This is a genomic window from Acinetobacter sp. ANC 5414, from assembly GCF_013004295.1.
GTDB lineage: Bacteria > Pseudomonadota > Gammaproteobacteria > Pseudomonadales > Moraxellaceae > Acinetobacter.
This window is the reverse complement of record NZ_JABERM010000010.1, coordinates 128,683-147,024: the sequence shown is the minus strand read 5'-3', so window position 1 is coordinate 147,024 and position 18,342 is coordinate 128,683. Positions and strand designations below refer to the sequence as shown.

Below are 18,342 nucleotides of genomic sequence, written 5' to 3'. Positions count from 1 at the left end.
TATATGAACTGGTTTACTTTAACAGTTTTCTGCACTTTCTCTATATAGATTAATAGTTAGACTTAAATTGAAAAACACGATGATTATCCAGTAAATTACTTTCTAAAAGCTTTTGCCCTTTGGGCGTGATTTGCCATAACATACGCTGACGGTCATCACGTCCAGATTGGACAATCCAGTCATTTTGACGCATTTGCATTTTAATACTGTGCAAAGCACGAATATTAATTTGCGCACGTGCCACTGCATGGGCACGCGGCATCTCCGCACGTGCATCTTCCAGACCGGTGTCATTTAAATAGTCATTCATACATTTAGAAAAATATTCTTCTGGCGTCGGATTGACAAACATGCGGCCTAAAATATTCAGTAACTGTGCCCAAGTCAGTTTCTTTTGAATTTTCAGCTCTTTGAAATTGCCATCTTGATAGGCATGCATTCGATATTCAAAAGAAAATAATTCATGCATTGAAACTTTGGGTAAAGACAGGAAAGGATCGACTTCACGCTTGCCCACTTCAGTTTCAAGTTGCTCAATTTTAGCTTTGAGTTGATCAATTTCATCATGCAAGGATTGTGTATGCTGCGGTCGAACCCAACCTGAAACAGGATGGCGTTCAAGCATTTGCGGCATATTAAAGCGCACCGCCATTTCCAAATCACGAAGGCTACGGTAAGTAAAAATTTGATCCGCTTCTTGTTGTAATAATTTACGGAATTCTAGGAATTTTTCGCGAAGTTCCGGCTTTTGATCCTGTAAAGCCGAGTCCCGGGATGCCGGATCTTCATGCATAAAGACAATAATCGGCTTCTGTTTGGTGACAGCATAAATATATTCGAGGTGCATATACCCGACACCTGACACAGATTGCTCGCCATATTGACTACCCAAAAGAATCACCACATAGTCGCAGTCGTCAATTTGACGACGTGCAAAAGCCGTACTCAGGGGTGTCCGTTGTTCCAATCCCCAGGAAAAGAACCCCATTCCCACGAGAGTTTGAGCTAAAACGATACGTTCTGGTTGCATTTCACTGCCAGACGTAGATATAAAAACCTGATAACGCTTATCGAGCATTGGTTATCCTCTTCCAATTGCCTATTACATCCCCAACTGTAGCCATGCTGATCAGTTGAGCTGTAATCGACCACCCCAATCTAAAATTTATTTTTTTCTATATTTCAAAAGACTAGCTGCGTTTCTTTGCTTATTCAACACTAATGTTGCGAATATCCCAAGTTAAATTCTCTTGAATCAGGTACTGCAACACAGTTTTTAAATTTTCTGCGTTATTGCCACTGACATGACATTCAATTCGTAAGCCGTCTTTTTGATCTTGCTCAAATAATAACTCATTTTTAATCAAAATTCGGGCTGTTTGTCGCGCAACAGGTACACCAGAGTCAATTAATGTCAGTTTCTGACCAAAAATCGATTCAATCGCAGGTTTCAGGAAGGGATAATGAGTACATCCCAAGACCAAATAATCTGCGCCTTGATCCACCACAGGTTGTAATATTTCTTTTAAAGTCGCTAAACATTCCGCACTCATTTGTGAACCACTTTCCACAAAGGGCACTAAATCCAGACAGGTCACAGGAATGACATTCACATTGGCAGGCAATGCAAAACGTTGCATCACATCTTGAATCAGTTTGCCCCGAAAAGTTGCTGGCGTTGCAAGAACCGCGACTGTTTTTGATTTAGTTTGTAATACAGCAGGTTTTAATGCCGGCACTAAACCGATAATCGGAAAATCTTCACCATAATAATCACGCAAATAATCCAGACTAAAAGCAGAAGCGGTATTGCATGCCACCACTGCCACTTTACAGCCTTGACGATATAGCCATTCAATTGCATTGGCGGTTAGCTCACGAATATTTTGATCTTCACGCGGCCCATAAGGCACATTTGCAGTGTCTGCATAATAAAGGATGCGTTCTTTAGGTAAATAATTCGCAATTTCCTGCGCGATAGACAAACCACCTATTCCAGAGTCAAAAATCCCAATAGGTGCATCAGCTTGCGCCTTAGGCATTGGATTTATTAAAGGATCAATAGGATGAATGGCTGTCATAACTTCACTTTCAGCAGTTCAAAAGACGGGAGAACAAAGCTTAAACCTCAGGTGCCCAATTGCAAGTAAAAATCGCCACTTTGTAAGCTTAAGATGGTATCACCTTGAGCATTTTCAAGGAGCTGTCCCATTTCAATTAAGTGAAAAAAAGCAGAACGTTGAATTAAGGCATTGATGCCAAAACGAACATGCACATAAGGACGCAATTCACCTGAATATTCACGCATAAAAACAGAATGTGCCTGATCCACAATCACCACATCCTGCGTGGTGGTGGTGAGTTGAATATAGGTTTTACCCTCAATTTCGACCCGATCCACCTGATTGACAAATAGAGGTTCATCTTCAACTTCTATTTCAATTTGTTCTACGGGAGTCTTTAAGTAGAACTTACCGTCTTCTTTCCAGAGTACGGTCGAGAACAGCTCAATCAAGGCCTGTCGTTTGATCAATTGACCTTCGTGCCACCATTCTCCATTGGCTTTTACCTTTAAATCCATTGCGCCACAATGCTTTGGGTTAAATTGGTCCAATGGGGGGATTGACCTTTTGTGACCGGTCTGTGCATCTTTTAAGTATTGTGTAATACCCATTAAATTTTTATCATCAGGAATAGCGACATTTTTCGTCTGATTTGGTGAATTATTTTGATTAACCATACGGAATACCCCTGCTGACGGAAAAATAATATGATTCAGCCAATTGGCTAGATCAAGGTTTAAAACTATACTAGCCCACAATATAAAAGACACGATAATAAAATTGTGTCTGGGCATTAAGAACACTCATGGCAGCACCGAGTGAAATCATTACGGTTACCACCTTCAAATCATATGAGGAGTCCTACATGGAACACATCGAACGTGAATCGATGGAGTTTGACGTCGTTATCGTAGGCGCAGGCCCTGCGGGTCTTTCTGCGGCGATTAAAATTCGTCAACTTGCAATTGAAAACAACCTGAACGATCTGTCCGTTTGTGTGGTGGAAAAGGGCTCCGAAGTTGGTGCACACATTTTATCTGGTGCGGTGCTTGAACCGCGTGCCATAAATGAACTGTTCCCGAACTGGAAGGAAGAAGGTGCGCCTTTAAATGTTCCGGTGACAGAAGACAAAACCTATTTCTTATTGTCTGATGAAAAATCACAAGAAGCGCCACACTGGATGGTGCCAAAAACCATGCACAATGATGGCAACTATGTCATTTCGCTCGGCAACGTGGTTCGCTGGTTAGGTACAAAAGCGGAAGAACTGGAAGTTTCCATTTTCCCGGGCTTTGCGGCATCAGAAATTCTTTACCATGCAGATGGCACAGTCAAAGGCATTCAAACCGGTGACATGGGTATCGGCAAGGATGGCGAACCGACACATAACTTTACTCCGGGTTATGAACTGCATGCCAAATACACCATTTTTGCAGAAGGTTGCCGTGGTCACTTGGGTAAACGTCTGATTGCAAAATATAACTTAGACAAAGATGCTGATCCACAGCACTACGGTATTGGTATTAAAGAACTTTGGGAAATCGATCCGGCAAAACACAAACCTGGTTTGGTGATGCATGGTGCGGGTTGGCCTTTAAACGAAACTGGTTCTTCAGGCGGCTGGTGGCTGTACCACGCGGAAAACAATCAGGTGACTTTGGGCATGATCGTGGATCTATCCTACACCAACCCGCACATGTATCCGTTCATGGAAATGCAGCGCTGGAAAACTCATCCATTGATCAAACAGTATCTGGAAGGCGGCAAGCGTATTTCTTATGGCGCGCGTGCCGTGACCAAAGGCGGTTTTAACTCGCTACCGAAGTTCACCTTCCCGGGTGGCTCTTTAATTGGTGATGATGCAGGCTTCCTGAACTTTGCCAAAATCAAGGGCTCACATACTGCGATGAAATCCGGCATGCTCTGCGGTGAAGCAGTGTTTGAAGCGATTGCTGCCGGCGTGGAAAAAGGCGGTGATCTTGCGGTTGCTCGTGTTTTAGAAGGCGAAGACTTCTTTGTTAAAGAACTGACTTCTTACACCGACAAGTTCAACAACAGCTGGCTGAAAGAAGAGCTTTACAATTCACGTAACTTTGGTCCAGCGATGCACAAATTTGGTCAATGGATTGGTGGTGCGTTTAACTTTATTGATCAAAACGTGTTTAAAGTGCCTTTCACTTTGCATGATCTAGTCCTTGACTATACCGCACTGAAAACTCAGGCTGCCGAAACCTTCAAGCCAAACTATCCAAAACCGGATGGCAAGCTGACTTTTGACCGTTTGTCTTCGGTCTTTGTATCAAACACCGTGCATGAAGAAAATCAGCCGGCGCATTTAAAACTGACTGACGCTTCGATTCCAGTGAATGTGAATTTACCAAAATGGGATGAACCTGCGCAGCGTTATTGCCCTGCCGGTGTGTACGAAATTATGGAAGAAAATGACGGCTCGAAACGCTTCCAGATTAATGCAGCCAACTGTGTACACTGCAAGACCTGTGACATCAAGGATCCATCTCAGAACATCACTTGGGTAACACCTGAGGGTGGCGGTGGTCCAAATTACCCTAACATGTAATTTTTTAATAAAAAAAATCCCCTTTCGAGGGGATTTTTTATCTCTTCTTAAAATAAAGAAAAAATATTCTGAATTAACCTTTCTTGACTAAATAATGAAATTCTTTATTGCCCGCTTCATCCAGCACTTCTTCTTGTAATAATAATTCATGACCTAAATGCATACAGAATTTCGGAATGTCCCATGAAGTCGAATTATCTGTGGCAAACACTTCAACCACATCACCCGATTTTGATTTACGAATCGCTTGATGCAACATCATTACAGGTTCAGGACAACGTAGTCCTCGTGTATTCAGCTGAATAGTGGGATTAACAAGCGGTTCAGACATTCTTAAACTCGGTATTAAAAAATCATCGCCATTTTAACATAAACTTAAATGCTGTCTTTCGCTTTCAAAACAAGGATCCAAATGATAGAAAATGATGACTCATGCTTTCATGGATTACAGCGATTTTATAGATAGACATCTATATTTTCTCGAGTATGATAAAATTTGTTTTTTTTAGATATTAAGAGTCTTTAGGAAAGATCATGCACGAGGAATCAGGCCCGTCGTGGGGCATGCGCGGCTTACGTAAATGGTTAAGCACTGCACCCGAAACTCGCGACGAACTGCTAAAATTAGTACAAGATTCACGTCGTTTTTTAGAACCCGATACTGTTGCAATGCTTGAAGGCGTACTTGACCTTCCTGCAACAAAAGTCCGTGAGGTCATGACCCCACGGACATCGATGATTAGCCTACAAGAAGATGATCAGCTGTTAGACATCTTACACACCCTTGTAGAGTCTGCACATTCACGCTTCCCGGTCTTTTCATCCGATCAACCAGACAATGTGGTCGGCATTTTATTGGCCAAGGATTTACTGCCATTTTTGACAGAACCGAACAATAAGGTCGATATTCGTGCGCTTATGCGCCAGCCGATCTTTGTTCCGGAAAGTGCCCGATCTGACCAAGTGCTGCGTATGTTAAAAAATACGCAAACCCATATCGCTGTGGTGATTGATGAATATGGCACAACATCGGGATTGGTGACTTTAGAAGACATTTTAGAAGAAATTGTCGGTGAAATTGAAGACGAACACGATAAGGTCGATGAAGAGGCCCAATACATTATTCCGGATAATGATCCTCAAACGGCGAATACCTGGCTCGTTCAAGCACTTACACCAATTGAACACTTTAATAATGTTTTAGATGCTGATTTTTCAGATGATGAAGTAGAAACTGTCGGCGGTTTATTGCTTCAAGAAATTGGTTTAGTGAGCGATTTACAAGGTCAAGTGATTGAACTTGAAAATTGGGAATTCACCATTGTAGAAGCAGATGCACGTACTATTCATCTGATTCGAGCTGTCCGTAAATGAGAACATACTTTAATAAGCTGTTAAATCCATCTCAAGAAAAAAATCAGCTCCCCTTTATTTACCCTTTCTTAATTTCATTATTTTCAGGTGCCATGTTCAGTTTTGCGCTGGCACCTTATTATTACTGGTGGCTTGCACTGCTGTCCCCGGCCTTGCTCTATGCTTCACTGCGTAAACGTTCAGCACGCCAAGCCTTTGGCATTGGCTGGGCTTACGGCTTTGGCTTATGGTTTGTCGGAGCATTTTGGCTGTATACCTCAATCCATGTCTATGGGGATACCAGTGCCTTTTTAAGTGTACTGATGATTGCCTTTATGGCCTTGGTGATGGGACTATTTACAGCCCTGCAAACCTGGATCTATCGTCGATTCTTCCCGGAAACGCCACTGACTTTTGCACCGCTTTGGGTATTTTTTGAGTGGGCAAAAACCTGGGTATTCACTGGTTTTCCGTGGCTATTTGTCGGCTATGCCTTCACTGAACGCTTCTTGGATGGCTATGCGCCATTATTCGGGATCTTCGGTGTATCGTTTGTGGTGATTATACTGGCATGTGCGCTAGTTGAAATCTTGAATAAACGTGTGTTCTGGATTATCCCTTCCGCGATCTTATTGCTCGGTGCTTGGGGAGCTTCATATCTCAACTTTGTGGAACCAAAAGATGAGAAACCGCTTTCTGTTTCGCTGATTCAAGGCAATATTCCTCAAGACCTTAAATGGCTGACAGAGTATCAAGTGAAAACCTTGATGATCTATGCCAATTTAAGTCGTACGGAATGGGGACGTGACCTGATCGTGTGGCCAGAATCTTCCATTCCCATGTTCCAGACCGATATCGAACCCTTTTTGGATGCCATGAAAGTTCAGGCAGAAAAATCTGGAACGGCATGGGTCACCGGTCTTCCCTATTGGGATTTGAAAGAATCAAAAATCGAACAGCACCCGATGTACTACAACAGTATCATGGCTACGGGTGATGACACTGAAGGCTTATATAAAAAGCAACGTTTAGTCCCGTTTGGTGAATATATTCCTTTATCTGGCTGGCTGAGCTGGGTATTGCCCGCATTGCAGAATGACCCCTCGATGAGTGGTTTCTCTCGTGGTGCAGATGACCAAAAACCATTGAATGTGAAAAATCATGCGTTGGGTGCGGCTATTTGTTATGAAGTGGCTTATCCAAACCTGACCCGTCGTAATGCCAGTCAAAGCGATTACCTGGTTACCGTATCCAATGATGCCTGGTTTACCGGAACTGCAGGGCCTTGGCAACATTTACAAATGGTGCAAATGCGTGCCAAAGAAAATGGACGCTGGTTTATTCGTGCCACCAATACTGGTGTAACTGCCTTTATTGATCACAACGGACATATTGTGAAACAGGCACCGACAGATCAAACAGCCATCCTTCGTGGTGACGTTCCAGCAATGCAGGGTGAAACCTTGTATATGCGCCTCAGTGATTGGCCAATTCTGGGTTTCTCATTGTTGTTGTTGATTCTAGGCTGGATTTATCGTCCACGTAAGGTCGATGTTTCGTTTAAATCACGACGTTAAGCTTTAAGTGTTCCCTCTCCTCAATCCTCACCCTTTTTTAAAGGTGAGCAGTACACTGCGCAAGGAGAGGGATTAAATAATACATATGCTTAATAAAATAAAAAACCGAGCTCAATGCCTCGGTTTTTTTATTCAATTGATTTTAAAACTGGGTCACTAAATAAGACATCATTGCGGTTAAAAACAGCATCGGGATATAACGATAAACTTTCACCACACTTTGTTCTAAACTTGAAATCTGTTCTTGTTGTAATCTTAATACAGTCGCTTTTAATGCAGACCAAAAGCATAAGACGAATAATGCACTGAATAAACTGATGGCAAAAAAGCCCACCATAATCTGGCTACTTCCTTCCGTCGCATTCCATAAGGTTAAAATGCCCTGACTCATTGGAAGTAAGCTTAAAATTAAAAGAACAGACTTGAGCATTGCCCCATGAAATTGGTTAATTTCATCCGATATGATTAATGCTTTCACTCCACCCTCCTTGGCTAAAAAAGTGCCATCAAGGATATTATGCGCAGTTTTAATTAAATAAAAAGACTATATTTCTTAATATCTTACGATTATTGTAACCATCACATATGCTAATCATTATTATTATAAGTCTCAAACAGAGATTATTATCTAATTTCAATAAATCCAATGATTTAACATATATTTTATAATTAAGAGGTATTATCACTTCACTTAGTATTGCAGCACACCACTCAGTGAAGTGATCTGTTTTATACCCTTAAAATAGTTAAGGGTTTTTAATTAAGGCTGATAATAAATATCGGCATCTGTACCTTCGCCGCCTTCTTTACCATCGGCGCCAAAAGAATATAAGTCGAATGCACGACCTTCGGCACCGGGGATCACATATTGAATATCATTTTCCCAACTGTCTTTCGGATAGCCACCTTTCACATAACCACCCTGCATCCAGTTTTTTGCAGAAGCGGGCTGATTAACGAGTGCATCTAAACCACCGTCTTGCATGGATGGATATTTACCATTATCGAGTTTGTACTGATCTAAAGCACCCGCCACACCTTTTAGAGTAATTGCAGAGGTATCTACTTTGGCTTTTTCACCACGCCCCATTACATTAGGAACAATCAGTGCTGCCAATACACCCAAAATTACAATCACCACCATGACTTCAATCAGGGTAAAGCCAGTCTGCTTGGCTTGATATATTTTTCCGTGCATATCAATCTCTCATAAAATCATTATCTTTATAAAAATGGGTTAAATCATATTATTCATATTTACAATCGGCAGCATCACCGCAATCACAATCACCAAAACAATACTTGCCATCAATACCAACATTAGCGGCTCAAGCAGGGCAAGCAGAGTTGAAATCAGGGTGGTGACTTCCCGATCCTGCATGGTTGAGGCACGCTCCAGCATACGATCCAGCTCACCTGATGCTTCACCACTTTTGATCATTTGTACCATCATCGGTGGGAAATAACCACTGCGCTCCAGTTGCGTTGCAAGGTTACCGCCTTCAGTGACTTTCTCGGCTGCCAAATTGACTGAATCCCGAATCACCCAGTTATTACTCACCGCAGCACCAATTTTAAGTGCATCTACCAAAGGTACGCCAGACTGGGTCAAAATCGATAAAGTACTGGCAAAACGTGCCGCATTTATACCACGCGATAATTTACCAAATAATGGCAATTTGAGCGTTAAACGGTCAAAAGCATAATGCCCTGCAGCGGTTCTTAAAAAACGTGCCAAAGCAATAAAACCGACCACACTTGCCACCAGCAAAAATGGCCACGCCACCCGAATAAAATCGCTGGTTTTCATCAAGGCGACGGTAATCCAGGGCAATGCATCTTTATTTTGATCAAAAGTTTTTACAATGTCGGGAACCACATAGGTCATTAGTCCCATTACAATCGCAAACGACATCAGCATCAAAATAATCGGGTAAATCATGGCGCCCTGCACTTTTTTCTGCATGGCAAAGCGATTTTCAGTGTAATCTGCCAACTGATCCAGAATTAAATCTAGATGTCCCGAGCGTTCACCTGCGGCAATGGTGGCAATATATAAATCCGGTAAACGTCCGGCTTGCTGCAAGGCATGGGCCAGTGAATGTCCTTCCATGACTTTTGAGCGCACCGACATCAATAAGTTTTGTACATGGGCTTTTTCACTTTGCTTGCCCACAGCACGTAGCGCTTCTTCTAAAGGAATCCCTGCTGCAACCAAAACTGAAAGTTGACGGGTAAACAATGCCAAATCATAAGCGGTGATTTTTTTCTGAAACCAGCGTTCTGAGTTATGCTTATCTTTTTGCTCAACAGGATCAACGGTCACAGGAATGAGCTCTTTGTCTCTTAACTGTTGACGAATTTGACGTGCTGAATCCCCTTCTAACACGCCTTTTTGCTGCTTCCCTGAAGCATCAATGGCAGTAAATTGATATGCAGGCATTGTGATGCTCTAATTTTCCAAAATTTGCTTCAGCGCTGTTGCGTCTGACCACCAAAATCATTCATATTCTGAGATATAAATGATTTGCTCACTCTAACATAACTCGATCTTGAGCACGACGAAATTTGATCAGGACGCTTTGCCCCTTATTTATGCCAAATACATCCTCGATACCCGCCAACCTTTATCGCATTCGTGTTGCCGTACCGGTCTATATTTATGACTGTTTTGATTACACCTTAACGGCTGAACAATATCAGCAGGCAGAAGTAGGTGCGCGGGTTGCCGTATCATTCGGACGGCAAAATCTGGTCGGCATTATTGTTGAAAAATTAACAGCAGATACCCCGATTGATCCACGTTTTAAACTGAAAGCCATTACAGAACTGCTGGATGATCAGCCGATTTTAGACAGTAAGATTTTAAGTTTATTGACCTGGTCAGCTCAATATTATCAATTTCCGATTGGTGAAGTTTTCCAAAGTGCCTTACCGACCTTCTTGCGTCAGGGTAAACCGTATAATTTATTGGCCCGGATGTGGAAAGTTCTGGATTTAGCTGCTGAAGCAAAAGTAAAACGGTCTGAAAAACAGCAACAAGCTTATAAAGTCCTGAAATTGCATCCTCAGGGAACCACAGAAAATATTTTAAATTTGGCCGGCATTGAAACAGCAACACTGAAGGCTTTAGAAAAAAAAGACATTGTGGAGTGTGTGCTGGAAAATCAGGATTTTAGTCCGCAGCCGGTTACGTTGGCGCAAATGCCGCTCACGGCGAATGAAGATCAAAAGCATGCCATTCAACAGGCACTTAAAGCACAAAAAAAATATCAGGCTTTTTTACTGGATGGTTTAACCGGAAGCGGTAAAACCGAAGTCTATTTGCAAATCATGCAAGAGGTACTGAAACAAGGCAAACAGGTCTTGGTTTTAGTGCCTGAAATTGGGCTGACTCCGCAAACCATCAGCCGTTTCCAGTCACGTTTTCATGGCAATATTGTGCTGCTGCATTCTGGGCTGAATGACTCAAAACGTCTACAAGCCTGGCAAGCGGCGCAAACCGGTAAAGCTTCGATTATTCTTGGGACACGTTCTGCCATTTACACCCCACTGCCCAATCTGGGCTTGATCATTTTAGATGAAGAACACGACCTCTCTTTTAAACAACAGGAAGGCTTTCGCTATCATGCCCGTGATGTCGCGATGTATCGGGCTCATTTACAAAGCTGTCCCATTATTTTAGGTTCGGCTACACCGAGCATTGAAAGTTATGCACTGGCTGACTCAGGAAAAATGACCCGTTTAGAGCTGAATCAGCGTGCGGGTATTGCGCTGATGCCAAAGATTCATCTGATTGATCTGAAAATTGCGCAAAAGCAAAATGGCATTAGCCAAAGCCTGATTGAGGAAATTCAAAAGCGGCTAGATAAAAAAGAACAAGTGTTAGTGTTTTTGAACCGCCGTGGTTATGCACCGGTACTAATTTGTGAAAGCTGTGCCTGGCAGGCAAAATGTCCACATTGCGATGCCAACTTTACCGTGCACCGCCAACCTTATCAGCATTTGCATTGTCACCACTGTGGCAGTATTCACCGCATGCCCGAGCATTGTCCGCAGTGCAAACATACGGAACTGAAATCGATTGGCATGGGCACAGCCAAAGTGGAAGAACACCTGCAACAGCTTTTCCCCAATTTCGATGTGATTCGTGTCGATCGCGACACTACCAGTCGGGTCGGTAGCTGGCAAAAAATTTATGACAAAATCCAGAAAAGCGAACCGATTATTTTACTTGGCACGCAAATGCTGGCCAAAGGACACCATTTCCCCTATGTCACTTTAGTGGCTATTTTGGACATTGATTCAGGCTTACTCAGTGTCGATTTTCGTGCCACCGAACGCACGGCGCAATTGATTATCCAAGTTGCGGGTCGTGCCGGACGGGGTGAACGCAAAGGTGAAGTCTATTTACAAACCCTGAGACCGGATCATCCCCTGCTCAATACCTTAATTGAAAAAGATTATCGGCATTTTGCCAAGCAAACCTTAACAGAACGTCAAGCAGCACTGTTACCGCCTTTTCGTTATGCAGCATTGATTCGCTGTGAATCGAAAAGTCAGGAACAGAACCAGGAGTTTTTACAGCAGCATGCCCAGGCACTCAGACAAGTTTCTGAAAACCTGATTGATATCTGGGGACCGATTCCTGCCCCAATGGAACGTAAAGCTGGGCGTTATCAGGCGCATATGGTGCTGTTGTCGCAAGATCGTGCCCGATTACACTTTTATATTCGTGCCTGGTGGCAAAACATGTTGCATCAAAAACCCTCCAGCATGAAACTGACACTCGATATAGATCCTCAAGAATTAAGCTAAGTTAAATTTCATGTTTTACTTAATTTTTTTGAAATTAGAATAAATACCAGGACGAACTGATGTCGCTACTGTTACAAATTACGATTTTCCTTGGTGCTTCGCTACTCTTGGTGCCACTGGCCAAGCGCTTTGGAATCGCCACCGTACTCGGCTATTTGTTTACAGGAATTTTACTCGGTCCCAGTGCATTAAATCTGGCCAGTGACCCTGAATCAATTCAAGAACTGGCTGAATTTGGTGTTATTTTGTTGATGTTCATTATTGGTCTGGAGCTACGTCCACAACGCTTGTGGGAGATGCGCAAATCGATCTTTTTAATGGGCAGCTTACAGGTCGGCATTACCGGCATTATTCTGGCCATCCTTGTCTTTTTTGCCTTAAACCAAAGCCTTTCTGCCAGTTTTGTGATTGGAACTGCCTTGGCCTTATCCTCTACGGCCTTTGTCCTGCAACTGCTTGCTGAAAAACAACAACTCAACACTACCTTTGGGCAGCAATCTTTTTCGATCTTATTGTTTCAGGATATTGCCGCTATTCCGCTATTAGCGATTATTCCGCTACTCGCTGGTACTGAATCGACCCATCATGGCGTGGCCTATTTTGCCGCGATTATTGCGACCTTTAGCGGTTTGTTCCTGTTTAGCCGCTATATGATGCGTCCATTTTTCCGCTTTGTGGCAAAAAGTGGCGCACATGAACTGATTACTGCAGTCGGTTTATTTATTGTCTTGGGCGTGGTTGCGCTCATGGATGTGCTCGGGATCAGTACAACTTTGGGGGCATTCTTAACTGGCGTTCTACTGGCAGATTCTGAATTCCGTCATGAACTTGAAGCCAGTATTGCGCCCTTTAAAGGACTGTTACTGGGTCTATTCTTTATGACGGTCGGCATGACCACACAGTTATCCCTGCTGGTCAATATGCCTTGGCTGATTATTGGCGGTGCACTCATTTTAATGCTGGTCAAAAGCCTGACTCTCACGGCAATTGCCCGCTATTTAAAATATTCATGGCGCAACAGCTTGCTGCTTGCCACCTGCTTGGCTCAAGGCGGTGAATTTGCCTTTGTGGTGTTGAAAGTCGCGAGTAGTGAAAAAGTATTAACCCAGGCGATTCTTGAGCCTTTAACATTGATTGTTACACTTTCAATGGTACTGACCCCGATGCTGTACTGGCTGATTAACAGCTGGATTATTCCATTGATTGATAAAGAAAAAGCTCCTGTTTATGATGAAATTCCAGATACGCTTAACCCGATGATCATTGCAGGCTTTGGGCGTTTCGGACAGATCATTGCCCGTATCGCCCATTTACAGCATCAATCCTTTACCGCAATTGACAGCAATTTAGAAAAAGTCGATTTCGTACGAAAGTATGGCGGTACGGTATACTATGGTGATGCTACACAACCGGATATCTTACGTTCTGCAGGTGTTGAACACGCCAAAGTTTTTGTGCTGGCGATTGATGATATTGAAGACTCGATGAATGTCGCCCGTCATATTCGCTTAAACTATCCGAATCTGAAACTTTTGGTTCGTGCACGAGATCGCCATCATGTGCATTTACTGCGGGATTTAGGGGTAGAACATATCTGGCGTGAAACCTATTTGTCATCACTGGGTATGGCCTATCGTGCCTTGCGTGAATTGGATATCAGTGAAGAGGATGCTTATAAAAGCATTGAATTGTTTCGTGATTACGATGAAAAATTATTGATTCAGCAACAGCGGGTCTATACCGATGAACAAAAGATTTATGAAACTCATCGTAATGCATTGGCAGAGCTGGAACACTTATTTGAAAGTGATGCTCAAATTCGTCAAGAACCGACTGGCGTCAATTTACAACGCGGCTTAGCACATCAGCGTATTGATGTCACAAGAGATGATAGTAACTAGCTTGTGTTTTACAATGTAGACACCATTAACACGGGCTATTGGAGAAATTTATGTCTGAATTACGTCAACGCTTTTATATTGAAAATTGCCCGATTCGTGGTGAAGTGGTGCATCTTGAAAGTGTTTTGCAAACCATTCTTGCCCAACGTGACTATCCGCAAGCCATTCAGGTACTTTTAGGTGAAATGCTCAGTGCCACTGCCCTACTTGCAAGCACCCTTAAAATTAAAGGACGTATTAGCCTGCAAATTCAGGCAGCAGGTACCTTCAAATGGGCCATGGCGGAATGTAACCATTTAGGTGAATTACGTGCTTCAGCAGATTACGAAGAAGACCCGCGCTTCTTTCAAGCAGAAGACAGCAGCACGGTTTTCAGAGCGCTTGTCAGTCCGGTACTGTTTATTAATATTGAACCTGAATTTGGTGAACGCTATCAGGGCATCGTTCCAATTGAACATGACACCTTAGCCGGTTGTTTGATGCAGTATTATGATTTATCTGCACAAATTCCAACTAAAATCCGCTTGGCCAGTACTGCAGAACGTTCTGGCGGTTTACTGATTCAACTGTTACCGCGTATTAATGAAGAAGAGCAGCAACTTGTCGATGACGATCTCTGGCCACGCCTGACCATGTTGACTGACACCTTAAAGCCAGAAGAGTTAACTGAGCTTGAAGCCACAGAAATTCTCTATCGTTTGTACAATGAAGAAGATGTTCGCTTGCCAGAAGTCGAGCAATTAAGCTTTGGTTGTACCTGTTCTAAAGACCGTTGTGCCAATGCATTGATTCAAATTGGTGTTGAAGCGGTACGTGAAACCTTGGAGTTTCAAAATCCGATTACCATGGATTGCCAGTTCTGCAGTACCCGATACAGCTTTACAGCCGAAGAAGCCTTTGGATTATTTGGCAAACATCTGAGTTAATTCAACTCAAGTCGGTAAAAAAAGCAGCCATATGGTTGCTTTTTTTAATGCTAAATTTAACTTTCCTCCTGTCTATTTCCTGATTGAGATGCAAGTTTGTGACTTGTAATCTGGTTGTTTTTCAGTAAAATCCCATACCGAAATAAAGCAAAGAATGCCAATAAAGCTTTTATTTCTACTACATAAAAATAAATTAATGAGTGGAATATTTACATGAACACAAAAATAATTTTGAGTGGATTAGTACTTATTGCCAGTAGCATGATTCACGCAGAAACACCTGACTTAGCCGGCATATGGAAAACCATTGACGACAAAACAGGATATGCTCGTGCAGACGTTTTAATCACCAAACAAAAAAATGGAATTTACCTTGGAAAAATTATCAAAGTTCATGCCATTCCAAACCGCCCTGCTATTGATCATTGTGAAAAATGTAAAGGCGTATTAAAAAATGCACCCCTAATCGGTCTTCCTATCTTTTCCGGCTTTAAGCAGAACCCTAAAAATAAAGACGAATTTATTGAGGGTCATGTTCTAGACCCGCTTTCAGGTCATGTCTACCAGGGCAAAGGACGCCTTAATGTACGCGGAAATGTGCTTACACTACGCGGATTTATTGGCACAAGCCTGTTAGGTCGAACAGTGTCATGGATTAGGACTGAATAAAAATCATCTTCAGTCATCATAGGTTTTCATATCAAAACCTATGATTTTATTCAGCCCATTTCTTCATTCATTTTTATAACCTTATTCACATAATAACGTTGTTAATTTTTACTTATTTAACTGGTAATAACCGCTTAAATTCGTTATAAATAAAACCATAATTTTTTTATGCCTTTATTGTGTTAGGTATTTTTCTCTCATTTTACTTGGGGTTAAACGGTTTATGAACTCAAAATTACATACTTCTCTTTTTATGCTGTTGACTGGAACAATCAGCTTTTCTAGCTTTGCTTCTACCGATCCTTTAATTGGCAAATGGAAAACCATTGATGACCGAACGGGCTACTCATTATCGGATGTGATTATTCAAAAAGATAAGAATAATCATTATTCCGCTACAATTATTGATGTTCGCGCTGTACCCGGTGCTTATCAAAATACAGTTTGCGAAAAATGTATCGGTGCCAATAAAAATAAACCCCTTATTGGTATGACCATGCTTTCAGGTTTAACCCTGCATCCTGATAAGAATAATGAATTTATTGACGGTACTTTTTTAGATCCTGTTACAGGACAGCAATACCCTGCTCGTGCACGACTGGGCAATCATGGAAAACATTTGATTATTCGCGGATCTAAAGATGGTTCCGCTGTCGGTCGAAATATTACCTGGGTCAAAAATTAATCCTCTAAAAGCCCCGTTTGGGGCTTTTTTTAATATCAATTAATCTAAAAAAAATAAAGCAACAAACATAATTCATTGTTTATGTGAGACATTTGGCTTTTATTTGTTTGATTTTTCAAGTAATTATCGCTATAAATTAGGTGTTTTACTCTAAAACTAAAAACATTTCATTTTAAGGGGAGATTAATGAAGAAGTTATATAAAGGTATTTTCGCAGGGATAATTTTGGCAACACTTTCTTCATTAAGTTTTGCTGAAAGCGGAAATGATCCTTTAGTCGGCAAATGGAAAACAATTGATGACCGTACCGGTTATTCGCGTGCCGATGTTGAAATTAGCAAAAAACCCGATGGTACTTATGAAGGCATTATTGTCGCGACCCGCAACGTTCCGGGATCAGAAAAAATGGGGATCTGTTCCAATTGCCCGGGCAACTTAAAAAACAAACCCTTTCTCGGTTTACCTTTTATCTGGGGTTTTAAACAAAATCCGGATAACCCACGTGAATTTAATCATGGTCGAGTACTGGATCCTATTGGCGGCAAAGTCTACAAAGGTAAGGCACGTCTAAGTGCAAGTGGCAGGCATTTAAATCTTCGTGGTTATGTCGGAGTTTCAGTAATTGGACGTAGTGTAACCTGGATTAAATATTGATCTTATTCAAGATTTCTAAAGGCTCCTAAGAAGGAGCCTTTTTTTGTCATAACTTGAAACAATAAGGTACATATCTCTACACTATTTCAGTTTTATGAAAGGCACAATAATGATTAAAACATAACCAACTCTAGCTTAAGATTTTATGTCTAAAAGTCATTATGAAGTTCTTGGCATTCAGCGTAATGCCACACCCGATCAAATAAAGAAAGCCTATCGAAAATTGGCTCGAAAATATCATCCGGACGTAAGCAAGGAAGCGGATGCAGAAGAAAAAATGCAAGCGATCAACGTTGCTTATGACACTTTAAGCAATGAAGAGAAAAAAGCTGAATATGATTTTCAGCTTGATCATCCTGAAGCTTTTTATCAATCTGGGGCACAGACAGGTACAGGCGGTTTTGATAATAGCCGCTTCTACCGCCAAGGATTTGAGCAACAGGGTCATTCAGACTTTAGTGGCTTTGAAGATCTTTTCGGACGTTTCGGTTCTGGCTTTGGTGGAGGGAATTATCAATATCAAAAGCAACAAAGACAACAGCAGCGCAGTTATCAAGGTGAAGACCAACACGCCAGTATCGAAGTCGAGGTGGCGATTGCATATCACGGATCAACCCAACAGATCACCTTGCAAATTCCGACGTTAAATGCTTTTGGCGAAGCTGAAGTTCAGCGCAAAACATTACAGGTAAAAATCCCGAAAGGGATGAAAGAAGGTCAACACATCCGCCTTGCGGGACAAGGTCAAACAGGAGTCAATGGCGGAAAAAATGGCGATCTTTATATTGAAATTCACTATAAAGACACCGAGAAAATTCGAGTTGAAGGCGCAGACATTTACTACACCATCAATGTCGCACCATGGGAAGCAGCATTAGGGCAAAGTATTGAAACTTCAACGCCTGAAGGGACGAAAGTTCAGGTGAATCTGCCTAAAAATGCCAAGACAGGTCAACAACTTCGGCTAAAAGGCAAAGGGATACCCAGCAAAACACCAGGTCATTTATTCCTGGTCTTAAATATCGTGTATCCAGCTGCGCAAACTGAACATGAACAGCAGGCTTATCAAGCTTTTGCGAAAGCTTTTTCAGCATTTAAGCCTCGCAATGCTTAAGGAG

17 protein-coding genes are annotated in these 18,342 nt (G+C 42.1%); 10 read left to right on the top strand and 7 right to left on the bottom strand.

Features of this window, described 5'->3' with window-relative positions:
* Positions 1-49: 49 nt before the first annotated feature.
* The 3 genes from HLH18_RS06440 to HLH18_RS06430 all read right to left on the bottom strand — a co-directional run bounded on the left by HLH18_RS06440 (position 50) and on the right by HLH18_RS06430 (position 2,740).
* Complete coding sequence (locus tag HLH18_RS06440) at positions 50-1,078, bottom strand: DUF4062 domain-containing protein (RefSeq protein ID WP_171546210.1); 1,029 nt, start codon at positions 1,076-1,078, stop codon at positions 50-52.
* Positions 1,079-1,208: 130 nt separating this feature from the next.
* Entirely contained in the window at positions 1,209-2,081 is an 873-nt protein-coding gene (gene murI, locus HLH18_RS06435) for a glutamate racemase (RefSeq protein ID WP_171546209.1), read from the bottom strand.
* A gap of 47 nt (positions 2,082-2,128) precedes the next feature.
* On the bottom strand, positions 2,129-2,740 hold the full coding sequence (locus tag HLH18_RS06430; protein WP_171546208.1) for a DUF1285 domain-containing protein: 612 nt from the start codon (positions 2,738-2,740) through the stop codon (positions 2,129-2,131).
* A 188-nt stretch (positions 2,741-2,928) separates the two neighbouring features.
* Here HLH18_RS06430 and HLH18_RS06425 point away from each other — a divergent pair, with 188 nt between their 5' ends.
* On the top strand, positions 2,929-4,641 hold the full coding sequence (locus HLH18_RS06425) for an electron transfer flavoprotein-ubiquinone oxidoreductase (RefSeq protein WP_171546207.1): 1,713 nt from the start codon (positions 2,929-2,931) through the stop codon (positions 4,639-4,641).
* Positions 4,642-4,714: 73 nt separating this feature from the next.
* On the opposite strand, the gene tusA is transcribed toward HLH18_RS06425, so the two are convergent.
* Entirely contained in the window at positions 4,715-4,972 is a 258-nt protein-coding gene (tusA, locus tag HLH18_RS06420; protein ID WP_171546206.1) for a sulfurtransferase TusA, read from the bottom strand.
* A 203-nt stretch (positions 4,973-5,175) separates the two neighbouring features.
* Between tusA and HLH18_RS06415 the strand changes: the two genes are divergently transcribed.
* Entirely contained in the window at positions 5,176-6,015 is an 840-nt protein-coding gene (locus HLH18_RS06415; RefSeq protein ID WP_131287747.1) for a CorC family transporter, read from the top strand.
* On the top strand, positions 6,012-7,571 hold the full coding sequence (gene lnt / locus HLH18_RS06410; RefSeq protein ID WP_171546205.1) for an apolipoprotein N-acyltransferase: 1,560 nt from the start codon (positions 6,012-6,014) through the stop codon (positions 7,569-7,571). Before HLH18_RS06415 ends, lnt begins: the two co-directional genes overlap by 4 nt.
* Positions 7,572-7,713: 142 nt before the next feature.
* Here the strand turns inward: lnt and HLH18_RS06405 are convergent, their stop codons facing one another.
* The 3 genes from HLH18_RS06405 to gspF form a co-directional block, all read right to left on the bottom strand.
* Positions 7,714-8,049 carry a hypothetical protein gene (locus HLH18_RS06405; RefSeq protein ID WP_171546204.1) on the bottom strand — a complete coding sequence of 112 codons (336 nt, stop codon included), beginning with the start codon at positions 8,047-8,049 and terminating at the stop codon, positions 7,714-7,716.
* A gap of 282 nt (positions 8,050-8,331) precedes the next feature.
* Positions 8,332-8,769: a type II secretion system major pseudopilin GspG gene (gene gspG / locus HLH18_RS06400; protein ID WP_171546203.1), complete on the bottom strand. Its 438-nt coding sequence runs from the start codon at positions 8,767-8,769 to the stop codon at positions 8,332-8,334.
* Positions 8,770-8,808: 39 nt separating this feature from the next.
* Positions 8,809-10,014 carry a type II secretion system inner membrane protein GspF gene (gene gspF / locus HLH18_RS06395; RefSeq protein WP_171546202.1) on the bottom strand — a complete coding sequence of 402 codons (1,206 nt, stop codon included), beginning with the start codon at positions 10,012-10,014 and terminating at the stop codon, positions 8,809-8,811.
* 152 nt (positions 10,015-10,166) lie between these two features.
* On the opposite strand from gspF, the gene HLH18_RS06390 reads away from it, so the two are divergent.
* From HLH18_RS06390 to HLH18_RS06360, 7 genes are all read left to right on the top strand, one after another.
* Complete coding sequence (locus tag HLH18_RS06390) at positions 10,167-12,389, top strand: primosomal protein N' (RefSeq protein WP_171546201.1); 2,223 nt, start codon at positions 10,167-10,169, stop codon at positions 12,387-12,389.
* 59 nt (positions 12,390-12,448) lie between these two features.
* On the top strand, positions 12,449-14,290 hold the full coding sequence (locus tag HLH18_RS06385) for a monovalent cation:proton antiporter-2 (CPA2) family protein (RefSeq protein ID WP_171546200.1): 1,842 nt from the start codon (positions 12,449-12,451) through the stop codon (positions 14,288-14,290).
* A 50-nt stretch (positions 14,291-14,340) separates the two neighbouring features.
* Positions 14,341-15,216: an Hsp33 family molecular chaperone HslO gene (hslO, locus tag HLH18_RS06380; protein ID WP_131287765.1), complete on the top strand. Its 876-nt coding sequence runs from the start codon at positions 14,341-14,343 to the stop codon at positions 15,214-15,216.
* Positions 15,217-15,429: 213 nt separating this feature from the next.
* Positions 15,430-15,885, top strand: coding sequence for a DUF2147 domain-containing protein (locus HLH18_RS06375; RefSeq protein ID WP_250852379.1), 456 nt, complete (start codon positions 15,430-15,432; stop codon positions 15,883-15,885).
* 223 nt (positions 15,886-16,108) lie between these two features.
* Positions 16,109-16,570 (top strand): DUF2147 domain-containing protein, encoded by a 462-nt coding sequence (locus HLH18_RS06370; RefSeq protein ID WP_171546199.1) that lies wholly within the window; start codon positions 16,109-16,111, stop codon positions 16,568-16,570.
* A gap of 186 nt (positions 16,571-16,756) precedes the next feature.
* The gene (locus tag HLH18_RS06365) at positions 16,757-17,224 is read left to right on the top strand and encodes a DUF2147 domain-containing protein (protein ID WP_171528414.1); all 468 of its coding nucleotides are present in this window, start codon (positions 16,757-16,759) and stop codon (positions 17,222-17,224) included.
* A 145-nt stretch (positions 17,225-17,369) separates the two neighbouring features.
* A complete protein-coding gene (locus HLH18_RS06360) occupies positions 17,370-18,338 on the top strand; it encodes a DnaJ C-terminal domain-containing protein (protein ID WP_171546198.1) in 969 nt (322 codons plus the stop codon).
* The last annotated feature ends 4 nt before the right edge of the window (positions 18,339-18,342 follow it).

What these genes read in the sequence shown, in the direction of transcription:
- HLH18_RS06440 (WP_171546210.1), bottom strand. Translation starts at nt 1,078, where the DNA reads ATGCTCGATAAGCGTTATCAGGTTTTTATATCTACGTCTGGCAGTGAA.
- murI (WP_171546209.1), bottom strand. Translation starts at nt 2,081, where the DNA reads ATGACAGCCATTCATCCTATTGATCCTTTAATAAATCCAATGCCTAAG.
- HLH18_RS06430 (WP_171546208.1), bottom strand. Translation starts at nt 2,740, where the DNA reads ATGGTTAATCAAAATAATTCACCAAATCAGACGAAAAATGTCGCTATT.
- HLH18_RS06425 (WP_171546207.1), top strand. Translation starts at nt 2,929, where the DNA reads ATGGAACACATCGAACGTGAATCGATGGAGTTTGACGTCGTTATCGTA.
- tusA (WP_171546206.1), bottom strand. Translation starts at nt 4,972, where the DNA reads ATGTCTGAACCGCTTGTTAATCCCACTATTCAGCTGAATACACGAGGA.
- HLH18_RS06415 (WP_131287747.1), top strand. Translation starts at nt 5,176, where the DNA reads ATGCACGAGGAATCAGGCCCGTCGTGGGGCATGCGCGGCTTACGTAAA.
- lnt (WP_171546205.1), top strand. Translation starts at nt 6,012, where the DNA reads ATGAGAACATACTTTAATAAGCTGTTAAATCCATCTCAAGAAAAAAAT.
- gspG (WP_171546203.1), bottom strand. Translation starts at nt 8,769, where the DNA reads ATGCACGGAAAAATATATCAAGCCAAGCAGACTGGCTTTACCCTGATT.
- gspF (WP_171546202.1), bottom strand. Translation starts at nt 10,014, where the DNA reads ATGCCTGCATATCAATTTACTGCCATTGATGCTTCAGGGAAGCAGCAA.
- HLH18_RS06390 (WP_171546201.1), top strand. Translation starts at nt 10,167, where the DNA reads ATGCCAAATACATCCTCGATACCCGCCAACCTTTATCGCATTCGTGTT.
- HLH18_RS06385 (WP_171546200.1), top strand. Translation starts at nt 12,449, where the DNA reads ATGTCGCTACTGTTACAAATTACGATTTTCCTTGGTGCTTCGCTACTC.
- hslO (WP_131287765.1), top strand. Translation starts at nt 14,341, where the DNA reads ATGTCTGAATTACGTCAACGCTTTTATATTGAAAATTGCCCGATTCGT.
- HLH18_RS06375 (WP_250852379.1), top strand. Translation starts at nt 15,430, where the DNA reads ATGAACACAAAAATAATTTTGAGTGGATTAGTACTTATTGCCAGTAGC.
- HLH18_RS06370 (WP_171546199.1), top strand. Translation starts at nt 16,109, where the DNA reads ATGAACTCAAAATTACATACTTCTCTTTTTATGCTGTTGACTGGAACA.
- HLH18_RS06365 (WP_171528414.1), top strand. Translation starts at nt 16,757, where the DNA reads ATGAAGAAGTTATATAAAGGTATTTTCGCAGGGATAATTTTGGCAACA.
- HLH18_RS06360 (WP_171546198.1), top strand. Translation starts at nt 17,370, where the DNA reads ATGTCTAAAAGTCATTATGAAGTTCTTGGCATTCAGCGTAATGCCACA.